Source organism: Streptomyces sp. WY228 (genome assembly GCF_019287315.1).
Taxonomy (GTDB): Bacteria; Actinomycetota; Actinomycetes; order Streptomycetales; family Streptomycetaceae; genus Streptomyces; species Streptomyces caviscabies.
Genome location: NZ_CP079114.1, coordinates 1,690,774 through 1,712,153 on the forward strand (window position 1 = coordinate 1,690,774; position 21,380 = coordinate 1,712,153).

Genomic DNA, 21,380 nt, shown 5'->3' on the forward strand with positions numbered 1-21,380 from the left:
CCCGGGGCGGTGGTGGTGGCGGTCCGCCCCGGGCCCGGGGCCGGTCAGGAGTACCAGGTGGGTTCGGGGAGTTCGCCGGTCAGGACGTGGCGGCCGACCTCGCGCCGCTTGTAGGCGACCGGGTCGTGGAGGGTGTGGGTGCGGACGTTGCGCCAGAAGCGGTCGAGGCCCTCGGCGGAGGCGGTGGCGCGGGCGCCGGTGACCTCGAAGACGCGGCTGGTGACCTCCAGCGCGACCTCGGTGGCCCGGGCCTTGGCGGCGGCGACCCGCACCTCGAACGCTCCACGGGACTGCGCGGTCACCTCGTCCGGGGCGTCGTGCAGCTTCTGGCCCTCGGCGGCGACCGCGTCGGCCAGGGCTTCCACGGCCCAGAGCTTGGCGGTGAGGTCTCCGTAGATGTCGATGACGTACGGCTCGTCGACGGCCTGGTCGTATCCGCCGTGCAGCCAGGAGCGGGTCTTGGTGCGGGTGTAGGTGGCGGCGGTCTCCAGGGCTCCGGCGGCGATGCCCAGGTAGAAGCTGATGAACACCAGCTGGATGGTGGGCACGTTGAGGGTGTTGTAGACGCGGGGCCGGAACTCCTTGTCCACGTAACCGGCGGCGGAGGCCCACGGGGTGCGGACGCCGTCGATGGTGACGCCGCCGCTCTCGGTGAGCCGCTGGCCGATGTTGTCCCAGTCGTCGTGGAAGGTGAGCCCGGGGCTGTCGGACGGCACGATGGCGAAGATGTGCTGGTCGGTGCCTTCCAGGACGCCTTCGAGCACGGTGACGTCGGAGACCTTGCTGCCGGTGGAGAAGGTCTTGGCGCCGGTGAAGACGAGGTCGTCGCCGTCCTCGGTGACGACGACGTCGCTGTCGCGCGGGTTGACCGCGCCGCCGAAGAACCAGGTGTGCCGGACCGCTTCGGCCTCGACGTGCTCCCACTGCTCGCGGGTGCCGACGAGGCGGGCGGCCCAGTTCCAGAGGTAGTGGTAGCCGAGGAGCTGCCCGATCGAGCCGTCGGCCTTGGCCACCTCGCGGATCACCCGGTAGGCGGTCGTCCAGTCCTGTCCCCCGCCGCCGTGCTCGGCCGGGCCGAGCAGGGTGACGAGTCCGGAGTCCTTGAGGAGCCGGATCTCGGTGTACGGGGTGGCGCCCGCCCGGTCGCGGGCGGCGGCGTCGGTGGCGAGGAGCGCGGCGACCTCGGCCGCGCGCTCGATCCAGGCGTCGGGGCTGTCGGGGGACGGGAGGGTCTTCCACTGCGTGGGCGCTGCGGTGCTCATGACGAACCTTCCGGGGAGAGGGGTGCGTGGTGGTGGTCCTCCAGCTCGCGGACGAGCGGCAGCACCTTCTTGCCGAAGTACTCGACCTCCTCGTGGTAGTGGAGGAAGCCGAGGAGCAGCAGGTCCACGCCGAGGCGCTTGTAGGCGACGATGCGTTCCGCGATCTGTTCCGGGGTGCCGATCAGCCCCGTACGGAAGCCGTCGTTGTACTGGACGAGGTCCTCGAAGGAGGAGTCCTGCCACATGCCCTTGCCGTCGGCGGTGGAGCTCCCCGCCTGCTTGACGGCCGAGCCGAAGCCGTGGACGGCCTCGGTGTCGGCCTTGGCGACGATCTCGCGCAGGGTGTCGCGGGCCTCCGCCTCGGTGTCGCGGGCGATGAGGAAGCCGTTGAGGCCGAAGCGCGGCGGGGTGCGTCCGGCGCTCTCGGCGGCGGTGCGCACGTCCCTGATCTGTTCGGTGACGCCGTCGAAGTCCTTGCCGTTGGAGAAGTACCAGTCGGAGACCCGGCCGGCCATCTGCCGGGCGGCGGTGGAGTTGCCGCCCTGGAAGATCTCCGGGTGCGGGCGGTCCGGCGCGGCGATCGGCTTGGGCTTCAGCGAGAAGTCGCGGATGCGGTAGAAGTCTCCGGCGAGTTCGGCGTGGTCCTCGGTCCAGACGGCGCGCAGGGCCCGGATGAACTCCTCGGAGCGGCGGTAGCGCTCGTCGTGTTCCAGCCAGGGTTCGCCGAGCGCGGTGAACTCGTCCTTGAACCAGCCGCTGACCACGTTGACGGCGAAGCGCCCGTTGCTCAGGTGGTCGGCGGTGGCGCCGAGTTTGGCGAGGACGCCGGGGTGCCAGAGGCCGGGGTGGACGGCGGCGATGACCTTCAACCGCTGGGTGGCGAGCAGCAGGGCGAGGCTGAAGGAGGTGGACTCGTGCTGGTACTCGGCGCCGTAGCTGGCCATGTAGCGGACCTGGCTGAGCGCGTAGTCGAAGCCGTTGTTCTCGGCGAGGACGGCGAGTTCGCGGTTGTAGTCGTACCCCCAGTCGGTGCGCTGTTCGATCGTGCTGGTGACGAGGCCACCGCTGACGTTGGGGACCCAGTACGCGAAGCGCACCGGATCGGCGGAGGGCGGAGGGGACATGTGGTTCTCCCGGAGCAGGAAGGCGGGTCGGGCGCGGTGGCGGGCACGGCGCGGCGGCCCCGGTGATCGTGAAACCCGATCAGGGGCGATGGGCACGGCGAAGGAGCCGCGCGGGCGTGCACGGGCTCACACGGCCGGATACGGGTGTACGCGCGGGTGCGCGGGATCGCGAAGGGAGGGGTCGGCCCCTCGGACCTCGCGTCAGCGGGAACAACAGAAGGCGCTGGAAACGCGGCCGAGGTCGATGTGGCGGCGACGGGTCAAGCGGCGCACATCCCTCTCCTTTCGCGTTCCGCGGCGGGCGCCCGGTGGATCACGGGGCGCCTTCGGGTTCCAGGGTAGGGCGCGGGAACGCTCCAGGTCGAGAAGGCATCGACGAAGGAGCGATAGGGTTCCCCTTCCACCGCCTCCGGAGATGGGGAAGAGCGATGCGCATCGAACAGCTGGAGTACATCGAGGCGGTCACCCGGCTGGGGTCGCTGCGCCGGGCGGCGGAGGAACTGCATCTGTCCCAGCCCGCGTTGAGCGAGACGGTGCGGAATCTGGAGCGTGAGCTGGGCGTCGTCGTGCTGGACCGGAAGCGGTCGGGGGCGACCATCAGCGAGGCGGGGCGCGAACTGCTGCCGCACATCATCGGGGTGCTGGACGCGGTCGACCGGCTGCGCCGGGCCGCCGACGAACAGCACCGCACCAGCCGCACGGTGCGGCTCGGCACGGTGTTCGCGGCGACGGTCCCGCTGCTGGTCCCGGCGATCCGCGCGTTCCGCGCGCTGCACTCGGGCACCGAGGTGGAGGTGATCGCGGCCCAGCAGTCCGTCATCCACCGCTCCCTGCTGGAGGGCGCGGTCGATCTCGGGCTGGTGAACTACCTGGACGGCGACGACATCGCGCCGGACCTGGACACCACGGAGCTGATCCGGGGCCGCCCGGTCGTCTGCCTGCGGAAGGACAGCCCGCTGGCCGCGCTGGAGTCGGTCGGGGTGGACGATCTGCTGGGCGAGCCGCTGATCGTGATGCGTGCCGGCTATCTGATGCACCGCTTCACGCACCGGCTGCTGAAGGGCCGGGTGCCCTCGTTCTCGTACTCCGCCGACGGCGCGGAGATGGGCAAGCTGATGGTGGCGGAGGGGCTGGGGGTCACGGTGCTCCCGGACTACAGCGTCGTCGGGGATCCGCTGGAGCGGACCGGGGCGATCACCTGCCGGCCGCTGGCGGGCGATGCCACCACGGTGCTGCTGGTGGTGCAGCGCAGCCGTACGGGTTCGGTGTCCCGGGCCGCCCGCGATCTGCACCGGATCTTCGTCGAGCGCTCGGAGGAACACCGTAGCGGCGGCCGTGTGCCCCATGGATCGCCCGGCGACCTCTAGGGCATCCGCCCGATGCCCGCCGAACGCCTTACTCCGCAGCATGAGCCGCACGGAGCGGGTGTGGAGATCGAGGCGGAGGAGGGCGGGTGGCGTGGGCGGTTCGGCGGTGGGGCGGGTTCTGCGGGACCGGACGGCGGGGCGCTGTCTGGCGGGGGTGGTCGTCTCCGGGTTCGGTACGTCGGCGATGTCGCTCACGGCGGGCATCTGGGTCAAGTCGCTGACCGGGTCGAACAGTCTGGCGGCGCTGACGGTGTGCGCGATGTGGGCCCCGGTGCTCGCCGGGCCCGCGCTCGGCGCGCTCGCGGACCGGATGGACCGGCGGGCGCTGCTGGTGCGGGTCAATCTGGCGGTGGCCTGCCTGCTGGCCACGCTGGTGCTGGTCGACTCGGCCGGCACGGTCTGGCTGGTCTTCGTGGTGCTGGTGCTCTACGGGGCGGCCGGTGTGCTCCTCGACGCGGCGGAGGCGGCGCTCGTCGCCCGCACCGTGCCCGCCTCGCTGCTGGCGGACTTCAACGGGCTGCGGATGACGGCCAACGAGGGCATGAAACTGGTCGCTCCGCTGGCGGGCGCGGGCCTGTACACCCGGTTCGGCGGCCCGGCGGTGGCCCTGCTGGACGCGGCGACCTGCGCCCTGGCCGCCCTGGTCTTCGCCCGTCTGCCGGTACGGAGTCCGCTTCGGGACCCGGTCCCGGCGGGGGCCCGGCGCGGTGAACTCGCCGTCGGGCTGCGACGGATCCGCACCTCGGCCGTGCTGCGCCCGCTGGTGGCTGCGGGGGCGGCGACGATGCTGCTGGCCGGGGTGAACGGGGCCGTGACCTTCGCGTACGTCGACGATGTGCTCGGCCGCGGGCCGGCGTACGCGGGGGTGCTGTACGCGGTACAGGGCGCCGGTTCGGTGGCGGTGGGGCTGCTGGTGGGGCCGTTGCTGCGGCGGCTGCCGGAGCGGGTGTTCGCGGCGGGCGGGATCGCGCTGTTCGCGCTGGGCGTCGGGGCGAGGACGGTGTCGCCGGACGCGGTGGCCCTGGCGGCGAGCGCGGCGATCGGGTGCGGACTGCCGTGTGTGCTGATCGCGGCGATGACGGCGGTGCAGCGGGAGACGCCGGACGCGGTGCTGGGGCGGACGGCGGCGACGGCGGGTTCGCTGATGACGGCGCCCAACGCGGTGGCCCTGGCGCTGGGGGCGGGGCTGGTCGCGGTGGTGGACGTACGGGTGCTGACGGCGGTGGCCGGGGCTGCGGGGGTGCTGGCCGCGGTGGTGCTGGCGTCGGGGGCGCGACGGCACCACCGCCGCGCCCCCGCGCCACCCCGGCCGTGAAGCGCACCACCGCCGCGCGCCCGTCTCACCCCAGCCGTGAGAGCGCCGCGGTGACCGCTTCCAGGTCCGGGCCCGAGGCGAGTCCCGCGTGGTACAGGCGCAGTTGGTCCGCGCCGAGCGAGGCGGCGTGGGCCGCGTCGCGCTCCAGGGTGCGCGGGCTGCCGCCCATCCCGGTGACGATCCCGAAGTTGGCGGCGCGCACCCCGCCCCGCCCGGCGAACGGCCCGAGGACCGCCTCCCGGGCGGCGTCGGACCCGGTGCAGGGCAGCACCACGCCGTCGGCCACGGCCAGGATGTGGTCCGCCTCGACGCCGACGTTGGCGCCGGTGCGGTACGGGGCGGGGTCCGCGTGCAGCAGCACCTGGAAACCGGGCGGGGCCTCGGCCCGTACCGCGGCGACGGCGGCTTCCTGGAACGCGCGGGCGACCCGGCCGCGCCACCGCAGCGTGGCGTCCGCGTGGCCGGGCCCGAGCAGCTTCTCGATGCCCTCCCGGCCCGACTCCGGGGAACCCGCGCCGGACCAGGCCGGTTCCAGCGCGCGGCGTACGGCGGCGGCCAGTTCGCCGGGATCGGCGCCGGCCTCCTCGTACCCCTGACGGCACTCCGGGCAGAAGCACAGCGACATCAGGTACTGCGCGGCGTCGCCGAGGCCCACCCCGGCGACCTTGTCGTGGGCGTGCAGATGGGCGAAGCCGTACCAGCCGCAGGACTCCAGTTCGGTGCCGTGCGCGCCGGGCCGGGCGGCGGCCTCCGCCGCGAGGTCCACGAGGTGCTCGCGCACGACGGGGCGGGCGATGCAGGGGGCCCAGGGGTAGCGGTCCCCGTAGGCGTTGACCACGGAGGTGTCCGGGTGCTCCGCGCCGAGCCGCGAGTTGTGCGCGAGGACGACCCAGCTGTGCACCTCAAGACCGGCGGCGGTCAGCGCATCGGCGGCCTCCCCGTACGGATCGTCGCCGGGCGTCCAGCTCTGGCGGTACGGGGCGAGGCCGCGTCCGGCCCAGCGGTCCGGGTCCGGCGGGTAGAGGACGGCGGCGTGCTCGGCGGTGACGATGCGGTGGGCGGGGTGACGGGGGGTCAGGGCCCGGGTGGAGTGGTAGGCGGAGGCCAGGGTGACCTGCCGGACGCCGAGGTCCGCGATCCGGGCGGCGGCGTCCGGGTCGCCGACGACGTCCCACGGGTAGAGGAAGACGCCCGCCTTCACGCCCGGCCCCCCGCGGTGGTGCGCTCCTCCAGCAGGGCGCGGCCGCTCGCGATGATCTCGATGAGGTCCTTGACGTGTGCGGCGGGCGGTTCGGTGAGCGGGGTGCGTACCTCGCCGACGTCCAGGCCCTGGAGCCGGACTCCGGCCTTGACCAGGGATACGGCGTATCCGCGGCCCTTGGCGCGCAGTTCGACGAGCGGCCGGTAGAAGTGGTCGAGCAGGGCGTCGACCAGAGCGACGTCGCCGGAGTCCAGGGCCCGGTAGAAGGCCAGGGCGATGTCGGGGGCGAAGGCGAAGACGGCGGAGGAGTAGAGGGTGACGCCGATGCCCCGGTAGGCGGGACCGGTGAGTTCGGCGGTGGGCAGTCCGTTGAAGTAGAGGAAGTCGCCGTCGGGCCGGTGGGTGCGGACCGCGCTGACGATGCGCTGCATGAGGTCGAGGTCACCGTGGCCGTCCTTGAGCCCGATGATGCCGGGGGTGCGGGCCAGGGCGACGACCGTCTCGGGGGTGAAGATCGCGTTGTCGCGCTGGTAGACGATCGTCTCCAGACCGGTGGCCGCCGCGAGCGCCGCGTAGTGGTTCAGCAGCCCTTCCTGGTCGGCGACGACGAGATAGGGCGGCATGGCGAGCAGCCCGTCCGCGCCGGCCTCCTCGGCGGCCCGCGCGAACGCGACCGCGAGCGCCGTGCCGTAGCCGGCCCCGGCGACGACCGGGATCTGCCCGGCGGTCTCCTCCACGGCGGCGGCGACCGCGAGGCGGAACTCCTCGGGGGTCAGCGCATGGAACTCGCCCGTGCCGCAGCAGGCGAAGACCGCGGCGGCTCCGGCATCGATCCCGGCCCGCACATGGGCCCGGAAGACATCGAGGTCGACGGCGCCGTCCGGCCCGAAGGCGGTCACGGGGAAGAAGAGCGGCCCGGCGACTTCGCTGAGCCGGGCGGCAAGGGGGGCTGAGGTCACGGGCGCTCCCTGAGCAGATTCAGGCGTGCACAATTCTGATCGGTGTCCATATTTCTGAACACCGTCACACTAAGGCAGCTTCCGATGGCAGGTCAAGGCGGACGCACGCTCTTGACGCGCCTCGCCTCCCCTCCCTAACTTGTCCACGCATGTGAATGCCAGCCAGGATTGCGCACAGCGCGCCTCGCGTACGCCCCGAGGAGACCCCGTATGACCGCTCCCCGTACCGTCCTGCTCACCGGCGCCGCGGGCGGCCTCGGCACCCTGATGCGAGGACTGCTGCCCGCGTACGGCTACGACCTGCGGCTCTTCGACCTGGTCCCGGTGGAGGACGAACCACAGGCCATCACCGCCGACCTGAACGACCGGAAGGCGCTGCGCGAAGCCGTACGCGGAGTGGACGCGATCATCCACCTGGCCGGCATCTCCCTGGAATCCACGTTCGACAAGATCCTCAACGCCAACATCGAAGGCACGTACCACCTTTACGAGGCGGCTCGCGAGGAAGGCGTACGCCGCATCGTGGCCGCCTCCTCCAACCACGTCATCGGCTACACCCCCCGCCCCGGTCCGGGCGATCCGCTCATCCCGCTGGACACCCCGCGCCGCCCCGACACCTTCTACGGGCTCTCGAAGTGCTTCGGTGAGGACCTGGCCCAGCTCTACTGGGACAAGCACGGCGTCGAGACCGTCTCGGTACGGATCGGGTCCTGCTTCCCGGAACCCACCTCGGTACGCATGCTGTCGGTCTGGATGAGCCCCGCCGACGGCGCGCGCCTCTTCCACGCGGCCCTCACCGCGGAGGACGTCGGCCACACCGTCGTCCACGGCTCCTCCGCCAACACCCGCCTGTGGTGGGACCTGACCTCGGCCCGGGCCCTGGGCTACACACCGCAGGACGACTCGGAACCGTACGCCGCGAAACTCATCGCCGAACAGGGCGAGCTGGACCCGGACAATCCGGCGCACGCCTGCGTGGGCGGCCACTTCCTGACCGATCCGCCGATCTGGCCGCACTGAGACCGACCGGAAATCCGGGCGACGCGGGCGCGGCCGGGAGGGCAGGATACGGACATGCCGAGACCTTCCGGATTCCAGTACGAACAGCACGGCGACCAGAGCGTCACCATCACCCACCAGGGCCGCCCGGCGGGCACCCTGCGCGGCGGCCGGGCGGAGAAGTTCCTGGCCGAGGTGGTGTCGGGTGACGCGCAGCTGGTGATGGCGCGCTGGACGGGCGCGTACAAGCACGGCAACGAGCGCACCGCCCGCAACCACCCGCGCAACCGCCGCTGAGCCGCTGCCCGGCCGCTGCCCGGCCGCCGGTGAACCGCTTCCGGGCGGCCGGAAACCATCTGGCCGAAGGCGGCGAAGGTAAGGGAACGGCAAAGCCGGGTCGTTCGTTACCCCGTTCATGACCGCTATGACCCCCGGCTCGAACATTCCTCTCTCCGCCGCCCGCGTGGCGGTGGACGTCGCCGCTCCGGTGCGGCTCGACGTCTCGGGCCTGCTGCTCACCGCCGACGGCAAGGTGCGCTCCGACGACGACTTCATCTTCTACAACCAGCCCTCGGGCCCCGGTGTGACCTACCGCTCCGGCGGAGGCTCCGCACCGGACGCGATCGTGGTGGACACCACGGCCGTCCCGCCGGGCATCGAGAAGATCGTCGTCACTGCGAGCCCGGACGCCGCCGGCCAGACCTTCCAGGGCATCGAGCCCACCGCCACCGTGCGCAACGCGGACGACGGCAGTGCGCTCGCCACGTTCACCCCGCCGCAGCTGGGCGCCGAGACGGCGCTCGTGGTCATCGAGGTCTACCGGCGCAACGGCGCCTGGAAGGCCCGCGCGGTCGGCCAGGGCTACGCCAACGGGCTGGCCGGCATCGCCACGGACTTCGGCGTCTCGGTCGAGGAGCCCGCGGCCCCGGCCGCCCCGCCGGTGCCGGTGGCCCCCGCCCCGGTCGCTCCGCCCGCACCGCCGGCCGCCGCCCCCGTCGACCCGCGGATCGCGCCGCCCGCGCCGCCCGCTCCCCCGGTGGCCCCCGCCGCCCCGCCCGTGGGCTCCGGGAAGATCAACCTGGACAAGGGCCGGGTCAGTCTCCAGAAGAACCAGACCGTGTCCCTCGTCAAGGGCGGCGCCCCGCTGCTCTCGCGGGTCAGGATGGGTCTGGGCTGGGAGCCCGCGTTCCGCGGCAAGGACATCGACCTGGACGCGTCGGTGATCGCGTACGGCCCCAACCGCAACCACCTGGACAGCTGCTACTTCGGCAAGCTGACCATCCTGAACGGGGCCATCAAGCACTCCGGTGACAACCTCACGGGTGAGGGCGCGGGCGACGACGAGACGATCGTCGTGGACCTGGGCCGGATCCCGGCCGAGGCGACGGGCCTGGTCTTCACGGTGAACTCGTTCACCGGCCAGAAGTTCAACGAGGTCGCCAAGGCCTACTGCCGGCTGATCGACGACGCGTCCGGCGAGGAGCTGGTCCGCTTCGACCTCACCGGCGCGGAGCCGCAGACCGGCGTGATGATGGCCAAGCTCATCAAGCAGTTCACCGGCGAGTGGGAGATGACCGCGATGGGCGATTTCGTGAAGTCGCGCACCGTGCGGGGCATGGTGAAGCCCGCCGCCCAGGCCCTGTAGCCACCGTGGGCCCTCCGTCCGGAAGGCCCGAACGGAGCCGGGACGGCCCACAACGGAGTCCGGGGCGCCTGAAATCTCTTCAGGCGCCCCGGATCCGGAGAAGGCGGACGCTGCCGAGGACGGGCACGGGGCTCGTCCCGCGTCTCAGAGCTTGGTCAACTTGGAGTACGGGCTCAGGATCCTTCCCTGACGCCCCGAGAAGTCGATGAGGACTGCGTCGTTGTCGCCCTCGACAGCAAGAATCCTGCCGAGCCCGAACTGGTCGTGCGACACCCTGTCGCCCACATCGAAGCATTCGACCGGTGGGGCCTCCTGGGCCGGGCGGTTGAAGGGACTGGAAGGCAGGTGACGCCGGGATCCGGCTGACTGTTTCATTACGTCGAGTATGCGCCCTGTGAAGGCCCGACGCCATGCCCGCCGACGCCCGGGGCCCCAGACGTGCCGGATTCGTAATCAGCGCTCACCACGGCCAGTCAGCGCTTCCGCCCGCCTCCAGCAGCGGAACCATGCGGAACGCCGCGTCGGAAAGCCCCCCGAACGTGTGGCGGTTCCGGTCGCCGGACGGGGCGTGGCCGAGGCGATATCCGGCCAGATTCCAGGTGTAGACGGGCACCGTGTCCGGAACGCTCCGGGTCGCGTCGCCACCCCGCGTGTACGAGGCCTGCTCGTCGGTGACGATCAGTACCCGGTCGTGGTCCCGGTAGTGCCGTCGTACCGCTTCCGCCGTGTTCGTACCGCCCAGGTCGCCGAAGCGGTCCAGGACCCGCAGGACGGATTCGCCCCGGCGGAAGGAGACGGGCGCGCTGGTCGTGCCGAACTGCACGAGGTCCGCGTCGGCGGCGCGCAGCGCCAGTGCCGCGCCGAAGACGGCCGCGGCGTCGGCCCGGTTCAGCCGGGAGCGCTCGGAGAGCGGCGCCCCCATCGAACCGGAACGGTCGACCAGGACCAGGGTGCGGCCGGGCAGCGCGGGCACCTGGCCCAGCGAGTGCCCGAGCGCCCGCTCCAGCGGGTGGGCCCAGCGGAGCGACGGCGCGTGCCGGTACGCGGCGAGGTAGCGGAAGGGGAACTGGCGCGACGCGGCCACGGCCTCCGGATCGCTGATCCGGGCCGCGGCGAGCGCGGCGACCTCGTCCCGTACGCCGGCCTCATCGAAGTTCCGGAGGTTCCGGACGAGGGCCATCGTGCCCATCGACGGAATCACCGCCTCCCACACCGCCGCGTCCATCGGCCCCTGCAGCCAGCCCGCCAGCGCTTCCCAGGTCATCCCGGCCTCGGCCAGCCGCTCCGCGCCGCCGGGTCCGGTGACGACGGGGCGACGCTCGGCGACCGGCAGCTCCATCAGCTCCCGGTGGGCGCTCAGGGTGCGGTCGGCGGCGGGCGGCTCGGCGCTCTCCGGCCGGTGCCTGCGGTCCAGCGCGTACCGGAACAGCTCGCCCTGCCAGGGCTTGGCGGGGTCGGGCGCGGCGTGCACCAGGTTGAGCACGTCGCCGAACCGGAAGCCCTTGGACGCGGTGTCGTACTTCAGCAGCGCGCGGCCGGTGTAGAGGCGGCGCACGGCGTCGGCGACGCCCCGCTTCACGGGCTTCGGCAGGGCGCGCCCGTAGCGGGCGGTCCAGTAGCCGAGCAGTTCGCCCGGCTCGTCGGCGCGCAGCAGTACGGAGTCGATGACCTGCCGGTTCGTGGGCCCTTCGGTGCACCCGGCCGCCAGCCGCGCCGCCACGTACTCCGCGCCGCCGACCAGCGAAGCGGTCCGCATCTGCCCGTCGCGGCGCAGCCAGTGGAGCAGCCCCGCGGTCCACGCCGGGTCCTCCACGGCGAGCCGGCGCACGAGCGCGGCGAAGCGGTCGTCGCGCCGGTCCCCGCCCTCGTAGGCGGTGTCCTGGGCCACGAAGTTGGCGACGGCGAGCAGGAAGAGCTCGGAGCGGGCGTCGCGCACCTGCCCGACGCCGCCCCGGTGGTTGGGCGCGAGCGTGCCGGTGGTCGTGACGGGCGAGGTGGGCCCGGACCGGGCGGACCGGGGCCGGTGGGTACGGAAATTGAAACGGGCCATGAGAAGAATTCCCCCGAATTCCTGGGGAAGGGCGCGGCGGCGGAACGGGGTGCCCGAGATCAGGAGTCGGCGACGGAGAACAGTCCGATGCTCTGACCGCTGAGCTACCGGCCGAAGCCGGGCGGGAATCGAACCCGCGCACCTCGGATCCAGAAGTATCCGTCGCCTGCGCACCGGGCACCCCGGCGCTCGCGCCTCCCGAGATCAGCAGTGGCTGCGGCACATTTCGTTGAAAGGAAGGAGCCGCCGCCTTCGCACCGGGAGGTGCATGTCCATGACCTTAGGGAACGGGCCGCCCGCACGCGACGGAATTTCGGGGTGCAACCGAACCGAGGGGCGCGGGCGTCGCACAGAATGGTTCCGGGGTGATCGTCCCCGGGCTCGGACCGGCGGCACGGAACATCGACACGGACCGGCGGCACGGACCGACGGCACGAGGGGGCGCACAGGATGGAGCAGGTCGCGGGGTACCGGCTCGTGGCGCTGCTCGGCGAAGGCGGTATGGGCCGGGTCCATCTGGCCCGTACGGCGTCGGGCCGGCTGGCGGCCGTGAAGACCGTCCATGAACACCTCGCCGCCGACCCGCAGTTCCGGGAACGGTTCCGCCGCGAGACGCTCGCCGCGCGGGCGGTCGCCGGCCCCTTCACGGCGGCGGTGCTGGACGCCGACCCCGATGCCGTACGGCCGTGGCTGGCCACCGAATTCTGTGCCGGCCCGACGCTCGCCGAGACCGCCGGGGCGCTCGGGCCGCTGGACGCCGGGCCGCTGGCCGGGCTGGGGGCGGCGCTCGCGGAGGCGCTGGCGAGCATCCACCGGGCCGGGCTGGTCCACCGCGATCTGAAGCCGTCGAACGTGATCCTCACCCGGGGCGGCCCCAAGGTCCTGGACTTCGGCATCGCCCGGCGGGCGGCCGACGAGACCCTCACGGACACCGGGGAGGTGATCGGCTCCCCCGGCTTCATCGCCCCCGAACTGCTGACGGCCGACGACGAACCGTCCCCCGCCGCCGATGTGTTCGCCCTCGCGGCCCTGCTCGCCCGGCTGGCGACGGGCCGGGCCCCCTTCGGTTCCGGCCCCGCCCACCAGGTGCTGTACCGGACGGTGCGGGGCGAGGCCGATCTGGGCGGGGCGCCGACGGACGAGTGGCGCGCGTTCCTCGCCTCCTGCCTGACGGGCGACCCGGCGGAGCGCCCCACGGTGGCCGAGGTGCTGAGCTGGTGCGCGGAGCGGTCACCGGCCGACGCGTGGTGGGAGCGGGAGCCGGTGTCCGGCCTGGTCCGCGACCACGAGAACGGCGTCGCGGCGCTGGTGGCGGGCGACGAGGGCGACGAACCCGGCGAGCGCGCCAGGACCGTCCGGGCCGCCGCGGCGACCGCCGTGCCCGTTCCGGCCGCCGATGCCGGTCCCGGTCCCGGTCCCGGCCCCACAGCCGTACCCGATCCAGAACCCGATCCGGAACCCGATCCGGCCCCCGCCGACGCGGCACCCGCCCCCACAACGCCCGCGACCGCGACCACCCCGGCCGACGCCGTCCCGTACCGGGCCCGTCCCGCCGCCGCGCCGCAGGACGCCGTCCCGTACGACAGAACGCCGGGCCGGGGCCCGACCAGGCGGCGGCTGCTCGCGTTCGGCGGGGCCGCGCTCGTGGCGGGCGGGGGCGTCGGCGGCGCGGCGCTGCTCCGGCTCACCGAGAAGGACGACCCGGCCGGCTCGCGGCAGCCCGCACCGCGGCCGGCGACCCGCTGGACCCGGGGCCGTCCGCTGTGGACCAGGACCGTCGGCGAACTCGGCCACACCGGACGGGTGCTGCGCCACGGCAGCGCGCTCCTCATCACGGACGGGGCCGCGGTGACCGCGCTCGACGCGGCCACCGGCGCGGTGCGGTGGCGGTATCCGGTCCAGGGCGTCACGGCCGTCCGGCCGCTCGGCGACCGGGTGCATCTGCTGCGCTCCGGGCTGCTCTTCGCACCGGAACTCCTCACGCTCGACGCCCGTACCGGCAACCGGCGCTGGTCGGCCGTGCCGGTCCACCCGCCCGGCGCCCGGACGTCCGACGCCCCCGACGGCCAGTCGGCGTTCCTCGCGGTCGACGGCGCGACGACCGCGCTGGTGTCCTACGCCTCCGACGCGACCCGGTGGGAGAAGCGCACCCTGGGCGAACGCCCTTGGCGGGCCTACGGATTCGACTCGCGTACGGGAAAGGCGCTCTGGTTCCACGAGGGGACGCGGGCCGCGGTGACCGGCATCGACGCGGCGGGCGGGCGGCTGGCCGTCGGGCTCCGCCCGCCGGCCCGTTCCGGGGCCGCCGCCGAGGAGCCGTTGCTCGTGCTGCGGACCTCCGGCGCGGTACCGGTGAGGGAATCGGAGATACCCGGCGGCGCCCCGTTCCCGCAGGCGCACCCCGGTGCCTCGGGCACCCGGTACTACGCGAGGGGCGGCCGGATCGTCCCGGTCGATCTGGCGACCCGGCGCACCGCCTGGCGCCGGAAGCTCGACGGATCGCCCACGGTCACCCCCACCGCGACCGACGGTGCGGTGTACGCCGCGACGCCGGGCGGGGTCACCGCGCTGGACGCCCGGAGCGGCCGGATCCGCTGGAGCCGCGGCGACATCGGGCGGCTCGCCGGTGACGACGGCAGCAGCGTCGAGGCCGACGGGCCGCCGCTGGTGGCGGACGGCACGCTGTATGCCACCGGGCCGCAGCCGGGCGGCGGCGAGAAGGCCGGGGAGGGCGCGCGCTGGGGTGTGCACGCCCTGGACGCGGCCCGGAACCGCCGGCTGTGGTCGGTGCCCGTCGAGGCGGACGGGGCGCTGCGGGCCGCCGCGGGCGGGGGCCTCCTCCATGTCTGCGTCGGCGGGACCGTGCGGACCTTCACCGGACCGGAGTCCGCGTGACGGGCCCCCTGCTCCCCGGCGACCCCCAACGGCTCGGCACCATCCGGCTGCTGGGCCGGCTCGGGGCGGGCGGCATGGGCACCGTCTATCTGGGCCGGACGCCCGGCGGGCTGACGGTCGCGGTGAAGACGGTGCACGAACACCTGGCGGCCGACCCGCACTTCCGTGAACGGTTCCGCCGCGAGGCCGCCGCCGCCCGCGCGGTGACCGGTGCGCACACGGCGGCGGTGCTCGACGCGGATCCGGAGTCGGCGCGGCCGTGGCTGGCCACCGCGTATCTGCCGGGCGTCACGCTGCGGCACGCGGTGGCGGCGACCGGACCGCTGGAGCCCGCCGCCGTACGGTCCCTGGGCGCGGCGCTCGCCGAGGCGCTGGAGGCCGTCCACCGGGCGGGGCTCGTCCACCGCGACCTGAAGCCGTCGAACGTGCTGATCACCGCCGACGGGCCCCGGGTCATCGACTTCGGGATCGCCCGCGCGATCAGCGACCACGGGCTGACCGGGGCGGGCGACGTCATCGGCACTCCGGGGTTCATCGCCCCGGAACAGATCACCGGAACCGTCGTCACCGGGGCGGCCGACGTGTTCGCGCTCGGGGCGGTCCTGGTGTTCGCCGCCACCGGAGGCAGCCCGTTCGGTTCGGCGACCCCCGCGGTGCTGCTCTACCGGGCCGTCCACGAGGAGCCCGGCCTCACCGACGTACCCGACGAGGTACGGGAGGTGGTGACGGCCTGCCTGGCGAAGGACCCCGGCCGCCGGCCGACGGTGGGCCAGGTGCTGCGGGCCACCACGGATCCGCGTCCGCCGCTGTGGTGGCGTACGGATCCGCTGCGCTCGCTGGTCCTGGGCGAGGCGGCGGAGCCCGCTCCCGGGAAACCGGCCGAGGAGGGCGGCGGGCCCGGCGCCTCAACCCCGGAGTCGGCTCCGGAGACGCGGCCCGCGACCGTCGGCGGGCAGGACACCGCCGCTCCGGAGACACGGCCCGCGACCGGTCCGACCCGGCCTGCCACCGCGCCCGCGCCCGCCCGCACCCGCCCTCTGCCCTCGCCGCCTCCCACGGTCACCGGGGAGGGTCCGGCCGCGCGGCGCGGGGAGCTGGCCCGGCGCGGTCTGCTGCTGGCCGGAGGCGGCGGACTCGCCTCGCTCCTCACCTACGCCTTCCTGCGCGGCGGCGGCGAGGACGAGCGGGAGCAGCGGGTGGAGGACCCGCTGCGGGTGCGGCCGGGCGACACCCGGCCGGGGGCGCTGCGCTGGACCCTGGCCCCCGAGGACGACCGCACCACCGTGGACGCGCTGCGGGTGACCGGGGATGCGCTGCTGGTGCACGGCGTCGCCGCCCAGGACATCGGCGGCGCGGGCGGCGGTGGCGGTTACGTCACCGCTCGGCGGGTCCGCGACGCCGGGCGCCGGTGGCTGGCCGACGCCGAGGAGACCGCGCCGACGCAATGGGGCGTGTCCGGGTCCGTGCTGGCGGCGGCCGATGTGGGGCTGGACGCGGTCGACCTGGCGACGGGCACGGCGCACGGCACCCAGGCGGAGCACCCGACTCCGCTGTGGTTCACCGTCGCCTCCGGAGTCCTGATCTCCGGTTCCGCGACGGTGAACGGCGACGGGCCGACGCTGAACGCCGTGGATCTGCGCACCGGTGCGCGGCGCTGGACCGGGGGCACGGCGGAGGCCCGGCCGCCCGCCGTGCTGGACCGGTCGGTGCTGCTGGCCGACGACGGCGGTGACGACATCCGGTGCGTGGACGCGGTCAGCGGTGAACTCCGTTGGACGTACGAGGGGTTCGAGGGACCGGTGGCCGCGCTGGCGGCGGTTCCGGAGGCGGGCTGTTTCGCGCTGCTGGGCGGCGGGGGCGCGCTGCACTTCGTCCGGGCGCGGGACGGCGGCCGACTGGCCACCGCCGTGCTGAAGGGCGGGGCGAGTTCCGGATCAAGCGCGCTGGCCGCCGTCGGCTCCACGGTGCTGGTGGCCACCGGGGGCCGGGTGCACGCCTACGCGCCCACCACCGGCCGCGCGCTCTGGTCGGCGGGCACGGTGGGCCTGGACACCAGCTGGCCCGCGGGCACGGGCGGCGTCCGGGCCCCGGTGACGGCCGGCGGATCGCTGCTGCACTGGGCACGGGCGGGGGTTCTCCAGTGCCTCGACCTCCGCAGCGGCGAGGAGCGCTGGGCGGCGACGCTCGGCGGAGTCGGCCAGGTGCCGCCGGCCGTGGCCGGGGGCACGGTGTACGCGGCCACCGGCGAGCTGTGCCGGGCGCTGGAGGTGAACCGGGGTGCGGAGCAGCGCAGTTGGGCGGTGGGCGACATCAGGGACCTCGCGGCGGACGCATCCGGCTGGTACGCCCGGATCGGCACGACGGCGATCCGGGCGTACCAGCACACGGCCACGGCTCCGCAGGGCTCCTGAGGCGGCCGGGTGCAGACGTCTGCTTTGCAGGAGCGGCACTCTCCGCCTGAGCGCCGCTCCCGATCGGGTCTCCTGGAGGAACCCAGGGCTTCTCTCAACCCCCCGCGCGCGACCGGGCCTTGAACGCCGCCTTGCGGGCGTCCTTCGCGGCCTTCTTGTCGCTGTGCAGCCGGCCCATGGCCTCCAGCACATCGGCGGTGGCCGGGTGGTCGACCCGCCAGACCTCGTCGAAGAAGCCGCTGTGCTGCGCGGAGAGGCCCTCGACCAGGCCCTGGAGCTCGTCCAGCTCGCCGTCCGCGTCCAGTTGGGCGGCGATCGTGTCGATGGCCAGCCAGAAGATCATGTCCTCCGGCGGGGCGGGCACATCGGCCGCGCCGCGCTCCGCGAGCCAGACGCGGGCCAGGCCGCCGAGTTCCGGGTCGCCGAGCACCGCGCGTACGGCGGGCTCCGCCTCGGGGCCGGCCAGGGCGAGGGCCTGCTGACAGTGGAGGCGGCGCAGCGGCGCGCCCTCGTCCGTGCCGCGTGCGGCGGCCAGCAGTTCGGCCGCGGCCGCCACCGCGCCCTCGGCGTACCCGTCGAGCCAGAGCTTGACCTCGGCGCGGGCGGCGGACTCCGGGTAGTGGGCGATGCCGTCGAGGAGGGCGTCGGCGCCCTTGCCCGCGAGGTCGCCGACGGCGGGCGCGTCCACCCCGGCCTCCAGCATCCGGGCCCGGATGCCGTACAGGCCGAGGGGGGTGAGCTGGACCATGCCGTACCGGGTGACGTCCTCGTCGTCGGCTCCGGCGGCGTCCACCGGCGCCTCGCCCTCCTCGACCAGCAACGCCTCGTCGACCGGCCGGTAGGCGACGATCCCGATGGGTTCGAGGAGCCGGAACTGGTCGTCGAGGCGCATCATCGCCTCCGACACCTGCTCCAGGATGTCGTCGGTGGGCTCGCCCATGTCGTCGGGGACGATCATCGAGGCGGCGAGGGCGGGCAGCGGGACCGGGCCTTCGCCCGCGCCGTTGTCCGCGAGGGTCAGCAGATAGAGGTTGCCGAGGACGCCGTCGAGGAACTCCGCCTCGGCCTCCGGATCCCAGTCCAGGGCGTCGAAGTCGATCGAGCCGTCCTCGCCGACGAGGTCCGCGAAGTCGTCCAGGACGGGCGCGGTGGCGTCGGCGTGCACGGCATCCAGGCCGTCGAGCCAGATGCCGAGGATGTCCTGCGGGGAGCCGGAGGTGAGCAGCGCCAGGTTCTCGCCCGCGGTGACGGTGCCTTCGCCGTCCGGGTCCGCCCCGTCCTCGCCGTCCTCCTCCGGGTCGGTGACGTCGAGGAGGCCGGTGTCCACGGCGAGCCGCCAGGCCTCGCTGGCGTACGCGGCACCGTCCTCGTCGGCCGCGAGCCCGAGGTGTTCGGCGGCCGCCGGGAGCTGCGCCTCGGAGAGTTCGCCGCCCGCGCCGACCCGGGTGTCGGGTCCGGCCCAGCGGGCGAGCCTGACGGCGCGGACGAACAGCGGTGCGGCGAGCGCGTCCCGTGCCAGTTCGGCCTCGGAGTTCAGCCGCACCGGCGGCAGGGAGGGGCGCTCTGCGGACATCGGGGGTTCTCCTCGGTGCGGGCTCGGGGGCGCACGGGGTGCGTACGCGGTTCAGCCGCCCAAGCCTAGACGCAAGGGGAGGTTTGCCGCCCGCCGCTTCTCCGCATGCCACCCGGCCGCGCGGCTATGCGCCCGCGCCCGGCGCCATGCTGAGCGCGGGGGTGTAGCGGTTCACGCCGCCTCCGGTCATGCCCGGGTACTTCTGGACGCGTTCCCAGAGCGGGGACGGGGATCCGACGCCTTCGCCGGGTGCGGCGAGGGCAGCGATGTGGTGTCCGGCGCTCTCCCACTCGGCGTAGTTGAGGACCCGGGAGCCGTCGGTGCTCGTGTGGAAGTGCGCGGCGATGCCGCCGGCGGGCAGTTCGGCCTCTTCGCCGAGCGCCTCGAACACGGCGTCCACCCAGGCGCGTTGCCGGTCCGGGTCGGGCCCGTCGAACTCCACGTCGACGATGACGACGCAGCCGGTCTCCCGGGTGTCGCCCTCGGCCCGGAGTCCGGAGCGGTACAGCTCGTACGTGTGCAGGGCGAGGCGTTCGATGCCGGGGACGGCGGCGTCGATCTCGGCGTTGCGGCCGTCGCGGACCTCGCGTACGAAGTCCTGGAAGGCCTGTTCGCCGGTCCACTGGGAGTAGTGGAGCAGGGTCGCGCCGTCCTCCCCGGCGTGGACGCTGTAGGAGAGCAGTCCGGGGTGCGGCCATGCCCGGCTCTCCCAGGTCTTCCTGATGGCGTCGACGGCCTCGCGTTGCCGTTGCGGCGTTCCGACGTTCCAGGTGCTGACCTTGGCGATGCGGGCGTCGGTGCGGGCCGGGTCGGGGCGGTCGATGAGGTGCGTGGTCATGGCGGTGTTCCCTTCGTGACGCGCGCCGGTCGGTGCGTCGTGGTCACCACCGTCACACCTCAAGTCCGGTCGAGGTCAAGGCCGTTCCCGTGGGAGCGCCCGCGTGCTCCGTTCGCCCACGGCGTGATGGGGCGCGGGTGCGGTCGGAGGCGGCCGGGGAAGGCTGGCCGGCATGACCCTTTCCGTGGCCCATCTGAGCGATCCGCACATCACCACGGGCCCCGGGGCGGTGGCCCCCGCGGCGGGGTTGCGGGCCGCCCTGCGCCGGGTGCTGGCCCTGGACCCGCTGCCGGACTGTGCCGTGATCACCGGTGATCTCACCGAGCGCGGGGAGCCGGGCGAGTACGCGGCGCTGCGCGAGGAGGTCGGCGCGTTCCCGCTGCCGCTGCACCTGGTGGCGGGCAACCACGATGCGCCACAGGCCTTGGTGGAGGTGTTCGGCGGGACGCGGTTCCTGGGCGGGGGGACGCTCACGTCGTACGTGGTGGAGCACCCGGCGCTCACGGTCGTGGTCCTGGACTCGCGGGTGGCCGGTGCGCCCGGCGGGCGGCTGGGCGCCGGGCAGCTGTCCCGGCTGGACCGGACCCTCGCCCGGCGGCCCGGCGTACCGGCCCTCGTCTGTCTGCACCACCCGCCGGTCCCGGTCGGCATTCCGTTCCTGGACGCGATGGGTCTGGCGGACGGGCCCGCGCTGGCCGAGGTGGTCGCCGCGTACCCCCGGGTCGTCCGGGTGCTGGCGGGCCATGTGCACCGCCCGGTCACGGCGCCCTTCGCGGGCAGCACGGTGGCCGTCGCGCCGAGCACGTACCGGCAGAGCGGTCTGGTGCTGCGGGAGGGCCTGCCCGGCTATCCGGACGAGCCCCCGGCCTTTCTGCTGCACCTGCGGCCCGAGGCTCCGCCGGGCGGACTGCCCCGGACGTCACCGACTGCCCCGCCCGGGGCTTCGCCCGGCCCCGGTGCGGCCTGGGTCACCCACACCGTTCCCACGGCCCCCGCCGCACCGCAGGGCTGAAGTCCGCCGCTCAGCCGCCGAGTTCGGTGCGCCAGGCCGTGGTGTTGAGTTCGTCCATCAGCCGGATGTCATGGCCTTCCAGCGGGAAGACCCGCACCGGGAGGCCGGGGGCGGCGGAGATCGCCAGGGCGTCGCCCTCGATGAGATCGCCGCCCTCGGGGGTGGAGACCCAGGCCAGGATCGACTTCACGGTGAGGCCGGGGTCCAGCAGAAGCTTCTTCGGGCCCGGGTCTCCGCCGAAGTACGAGCCGTCCTCGTTGACCTTGACGGGCAGGGGGCGGCCGTCCTCGCCGAGCGCCCGGACCCAGGGGTAGCCGTCGACGGCGTAGGGCTTGTGGCCGCAGTTGGTGAGGGTGAGCACGACGGCCCGGTGCATCATTCCGGTCTCCACCGGGCCCATGTCCACCACGACTCCGGAGGCGGGGCACTTCCCGGGCGGGGCGGAGGTCGGGCCGGTCTGCGCGGGTGCGCCGTAGCCGGGCGCGTCGGCCCCCGGCGTGGGGGTCGGGGGCAGCGTCTCGGCGCGGACGAGGCCGGGCCGGGAGGCGGAGACGGACGGCGTGGGGTCCGGCTCCTCGCCCTCGCCGGCCGGGACCAGGAAGCCGGAGCAGCCGGTGAGCGCCGTCAGCGTGGCCGCCAGCAGGACGGCCGAGGCCCGTCTCCGTACCCGTACGCCCACACCCATGTCCCCCACCCCTCGCCACGCGGCCCGACACCGCGGGCCTGTCG

General features: G+C 74.2%; 18 protein-coding genes. 8 read left to right on the forward strand and 10 right to left on the reverse strand.

From position 1 onward, the window contains the following. Positions 1-44: 44 nt before the first annotated feature. From KV381_RS07195 to KV381_RS37025, 3 genes are all read right to left on the reverse strand, one after another. The gene (locus KV381_RS07195) at positions 45-1,262 is read right to left on the reverse strand and encodes an acyl-CoA dehydrogenase family protein (RefSeq protein ID WP_030627434.1); all 1,218 of its coding nucleotides are present in this window, start codon (positions 1,260-1,262) and stop codon (positions 45-47) included. Beyond that, complete coding sequence (sfnG, locus tag KV381_RS07200) at positions 1,259-2,386, reverse strand: dimethylsulfone monooxygenase SfnG (protein WP_086778917.1); 1,128 nt, start codon at positions 2,384-2,386, stop codon at positions 1,259-1,261. The genes KV381_RS07195 and sfnG overlap by 4 nt, the downstream gene beginning before the upstream one ends. A gap of 201 nt (positions 2,387-2,587) precedes the next feature. Next, positions 2,588-2,659: a putative leader peptide gene (locus KV381_RS37025; RefSeq protein WP_350310323.1), complete on the reverse strand. Its 72-nt coding sequence runs from the start codon at positions 2,657-2,659 to the stop codon at positions 2,588-2,590. Positions 2,660-2,814: 155 nt separating this feature from the next. Here KV381_RS37025 and KV381_RS07205 point away from each other — a divergent pair, with 155 nt between their 5' ends. Further along, a complete protein-coding gene (locus KV381_RS07205) occupies positions 2,815-3,753 on the forward strand; it encodes a LysR family transcriptional regulator (protein ID WP_032786642.1) in 939 nt (312 codons plus the stop codon). 91 nt (positions 3,754-3,844) lie between these two features. Beyond that, a complete protein-coding gene (locus KV381_RS07210; RefSeq protein ID WP_256995023.1) occupies positions 3,845-5,068 on the forward strand; it encodes an MFS transporter in 1,224 nt (407 codons plus the stop codon). Between the two features lie 25 nt (positions 5,069-5,093). Here KV381_RS07210 and KV381_RS07215 read toward each other — a convergent pair whose 3' ends face one another. Next, a complete protein-coding gene (locus KV381_RS07215; RefSeq protein WP_218784927.1) occupies positions 5,094-6,269 on the reverse strand; it encodes a hypothetical protein in 1,176 nt (391 codons plus the stop codon). Continuing rightward, on the reverse strand, positions 6,266-7,228 hold the full coding sequence (locus tag KV381_RS07220) for a 5-dehydro-4-deoxyglucarate dehydratase (RefSeq protein WP_030088722.1): 963 nt from the start codon (positions 7,226-7,228) through the stop codon (positions 6,266-6,268). Before KV381_RS07220 ends, KV381_RS07215 begins: the two co-directional genes overlap by 4 nt. A 210-nt stretch (positions 7,229-7,438) precedes the next feature. Here KV381_RS07220 and KV381_RS07225 point away from each other — a divergent pair, with 210 nt between their 5' ends. The 3 genes from KV381_RS07225 (at position 7,439) to KV381_RS07235 (ending at position 9,872) form a co-directional block, all read left to right on the forward strand. Continuing rightward, positions 7,439-8,248: an NAD(P)-dependent oxidoreductase gene (locus tag KV381_RS07225; RefSeq protein ID WP_218784928.1), complete on the forward strand. Its 810-nt coding sequence runs from the start codon at positions 7,439-7,441 to the stop codon at positions 8,246-8,248. A 54-nt stretch (positions 8,249-8,302) separates the two neighbouring features. Further along, positions 8,303-8,524 (forward strand): hypothetical protein, encoded by a 222-nt coding sequence (locus KV381_RS07230; protein ID WP_030078703.1) that lies wholly within the window; start codon positions 8,303-8,305, stop codon positions 8,522-8,524. A gap of 118 nt (positions 8,525-8,642) precedes the next feature. Further along, positions 8,643-9,872 (forward strand): TerD family protein, encoded by a 1,230-nt coding sequence (locus KV381_RS07235; protein ID WP_032786643.1) that lies wholly within the window; start codon positions 8,643-8,645, stop codon positions 9,870-9,872. Between the two features lie 144 nt (positions 9,873-10,016). Here the strand turns inward: KV381_RS07235 and KV381_RS36370 are convergent, their stop codons facing one another. Together KV381_RS36370 and KV381_RS07245 are read right to left on the reverse strand one after the other, a co-directional pair. Then, entirely contained in the window at positions 10,017-10,247 is a 231-nt protein-coding gene (locus tag KV381_RS36370; protein WP_003969918.1) for a hypothetical protein, read from the reverse strand. Between the two features lie 85 nt (positions 10,248-10,332). Next, positions 10,333-11,922: a TROVE domain-containing protein gene (locus KV381_RS07245; RefSeq protein ID WP_030627455.1), complete on the reverse strand. Its 1,590-nt coding sequence runs from the start codon at positions 11,920-11,922 to the stop codon at positions 10,333-10,335. Positions 11,923-12,372: 450 nt separating this feature from the next. On the opposite strand from KV381_RS07245, the gene KV381_RS07250 reads away from it, so the two are divergent. Further along, complete coding sequence (locus KV381_RS07250) at positions 12,373-14,817, forward strand: PQQ-binding-like beta-propeller repeat protein (RefSeq protein WP_218784929.1); 2,445 nt, start codon at positions 12,373-12,375, stop codon at positions 14,815-14,817. Beyond that, positions 14,814-17,228: a protein kinase gene (locus KV381_RS07255; protein ID WP_218784930.1), complete on the forward strand. Its 2,415-nt coding sequence runs from the start codon at positions 14,814-14,816 to the stop codon at positions 17,226-17,228. Before KV381_RS07250 ends, KV381_RS07255 begins: the two co-directional genes overlap by 4 nt. A 94-nt stretch (positions 17,229-17,322) precedes the next feature. Here KV381_RS07255 and KV381_RS07260 read toward each other — a convergent pair whose 3' ends face one another. Together KV381_RS07260 and KV381_RS07265 are read right to left on the reverse strand one after the other, a co-directional pair. Further along, positions 17,323-18,801: a hypothetical protein gene (locus KV381_RS07260; protein ID WP_030078713.1), complete on the reverse strand. Its 1,479-nt coding sequence runs from the start codon at positions 18,799-18,801 to the stop codon at positions 17,323-17,325. A gap of 124 nt (positions 18,802-18,925) precedes the next feature. Then, entirely contained in the window at positions 18,926-19,639 is a 714-nt protein-coding gene (locus KV381_RS07265; protein ID WP_218784931.1) for an antibiotic biosynthesis monooxygenase, read from the reverse strand. Between the two features lie 172 nt (positions 19,640-19,811). On the opposite strand from KV381_RS07265, the gene KV381_RS07270 reads away from it, so the two are divergent. Beyond that, complete coding sequence (locus tag KV381_RS07270; protein WP_050495519.1) at positions 19,812-20,651, forward strand: phosphodiesterase; 840 nt, start codon at positions 19,812-19,814, stop codon at positions 20,649-20,651. Positions 20,652-20,661: 10 nt separating this feature from the next. Here KV381_RS07270 and KV381_RS07275 read toward each other — a convergent pair whose 3' ends face one another. After that, positions 20,662-21,336, reverse strand: a complete 675-nt coding sequence (locus tag KV381_RS07275) for a DUF4232 domain-containing protein (RefSeq protein ID WP_218784932.1) — start codon at positions 21,334-21,336, stop codon at positions 20,662-20,664. Between the last annotated feature and the right edge of the window lie 44 nt (positions 21,337-21,380).

Bases quoted from the DNA above. Each gene is read 5' to 3' on its own strand.
- KV381_RS07195 (WP_030627434.1), bottom strand. From the start codon at position 1,262: ATGAGCACCGCAGCGCCCACGCAGTGGAAGACCCTCCCGTCCCCCGAC.
- sfnG (WP_086778917.1), bottom strand. From the start codon at position 2,386: ATGTCCCCTCCGCCCTCCGCCGATCCGGTGCGCTTCGCGTACTGGGTC.
- KV381_RS07205 (WP_032786642.1), top strand. From the start codon at position 2,815: ATGCGCATCGAACAGCTGGAGTACATCGAGGCGGTCACCCGGCTGGGG.
- KV381_RS07225 (WP_218784928.1), top strand. From the start codon at position 7,439: ATGACCGCTCCCCGTACCGTCCTGCTCACCGGCGCCGCGGGCGGCCTC.
- KV381_RS07230 (WP_030078703.1), top strand. From the start codon at position 8,303: ATGCCGAGACCTTCCGGATTCCAGTACGAACAGCACGGCGACCAGAGC.
- KV381_RS07235 (WP_032786643.1), top strand. From the start codon at position 8,643: ATGACCGCTATGACCCCCGGCTCGAACATTCCTCTCTCCGCCGCCCGC.
- KV381_RS36370 (WP_003969918.1), bottom strand. From the start codon at position 10,247: ATGAAACAGTCAGCCGGATCCCGGCGTCACCTGCCTTCCAGTCCCTTC.
- KV381_RS07245 (WP_030627455.1), bottom strand. From the start codon at position 11,922: ATGGCCCGTTTCAATTTCCGTACCCACCGGCCCCGGTCCGCCCGGTCC.
- KV381_RS07250 (WP_218784929.1), top strand. From the start codon at position 12,373: ATGGAGCAGGTCGCGGGGTACCGGCTCGTGGCGCTGCTCGGCGAAGGC.
- KV381_RS07260 (WP_030078713.1), bottom strand. From the start codon at position 18,801: ATGTCCGCAGAGCGCCCCTCCCTGCCGCCGGTGCGGCTGAACTCCGAG.
- KV381_RS07265 (WP_218784931.1), bottom strand. From the start codon at position 19,639: ATGACCACGCACCTCATCGACCGCCCCGACCCGGCCCGCACCGACGCC.
- KV381_RS07270 (WP_050495519.1), top strand. From the start codon at position 19,812: ATGACCCTTTCCGTGGCCCATCTGAGCGATCCGCACATCACCACGGGC.
- KV381_RS07275 (WP_218784932.1), bottom strand. From the start codon at position 21,336: ATGGGTGTGGGCGTACGGGTACGGAGACGGGCCTCGGCCGTCCTGCTG.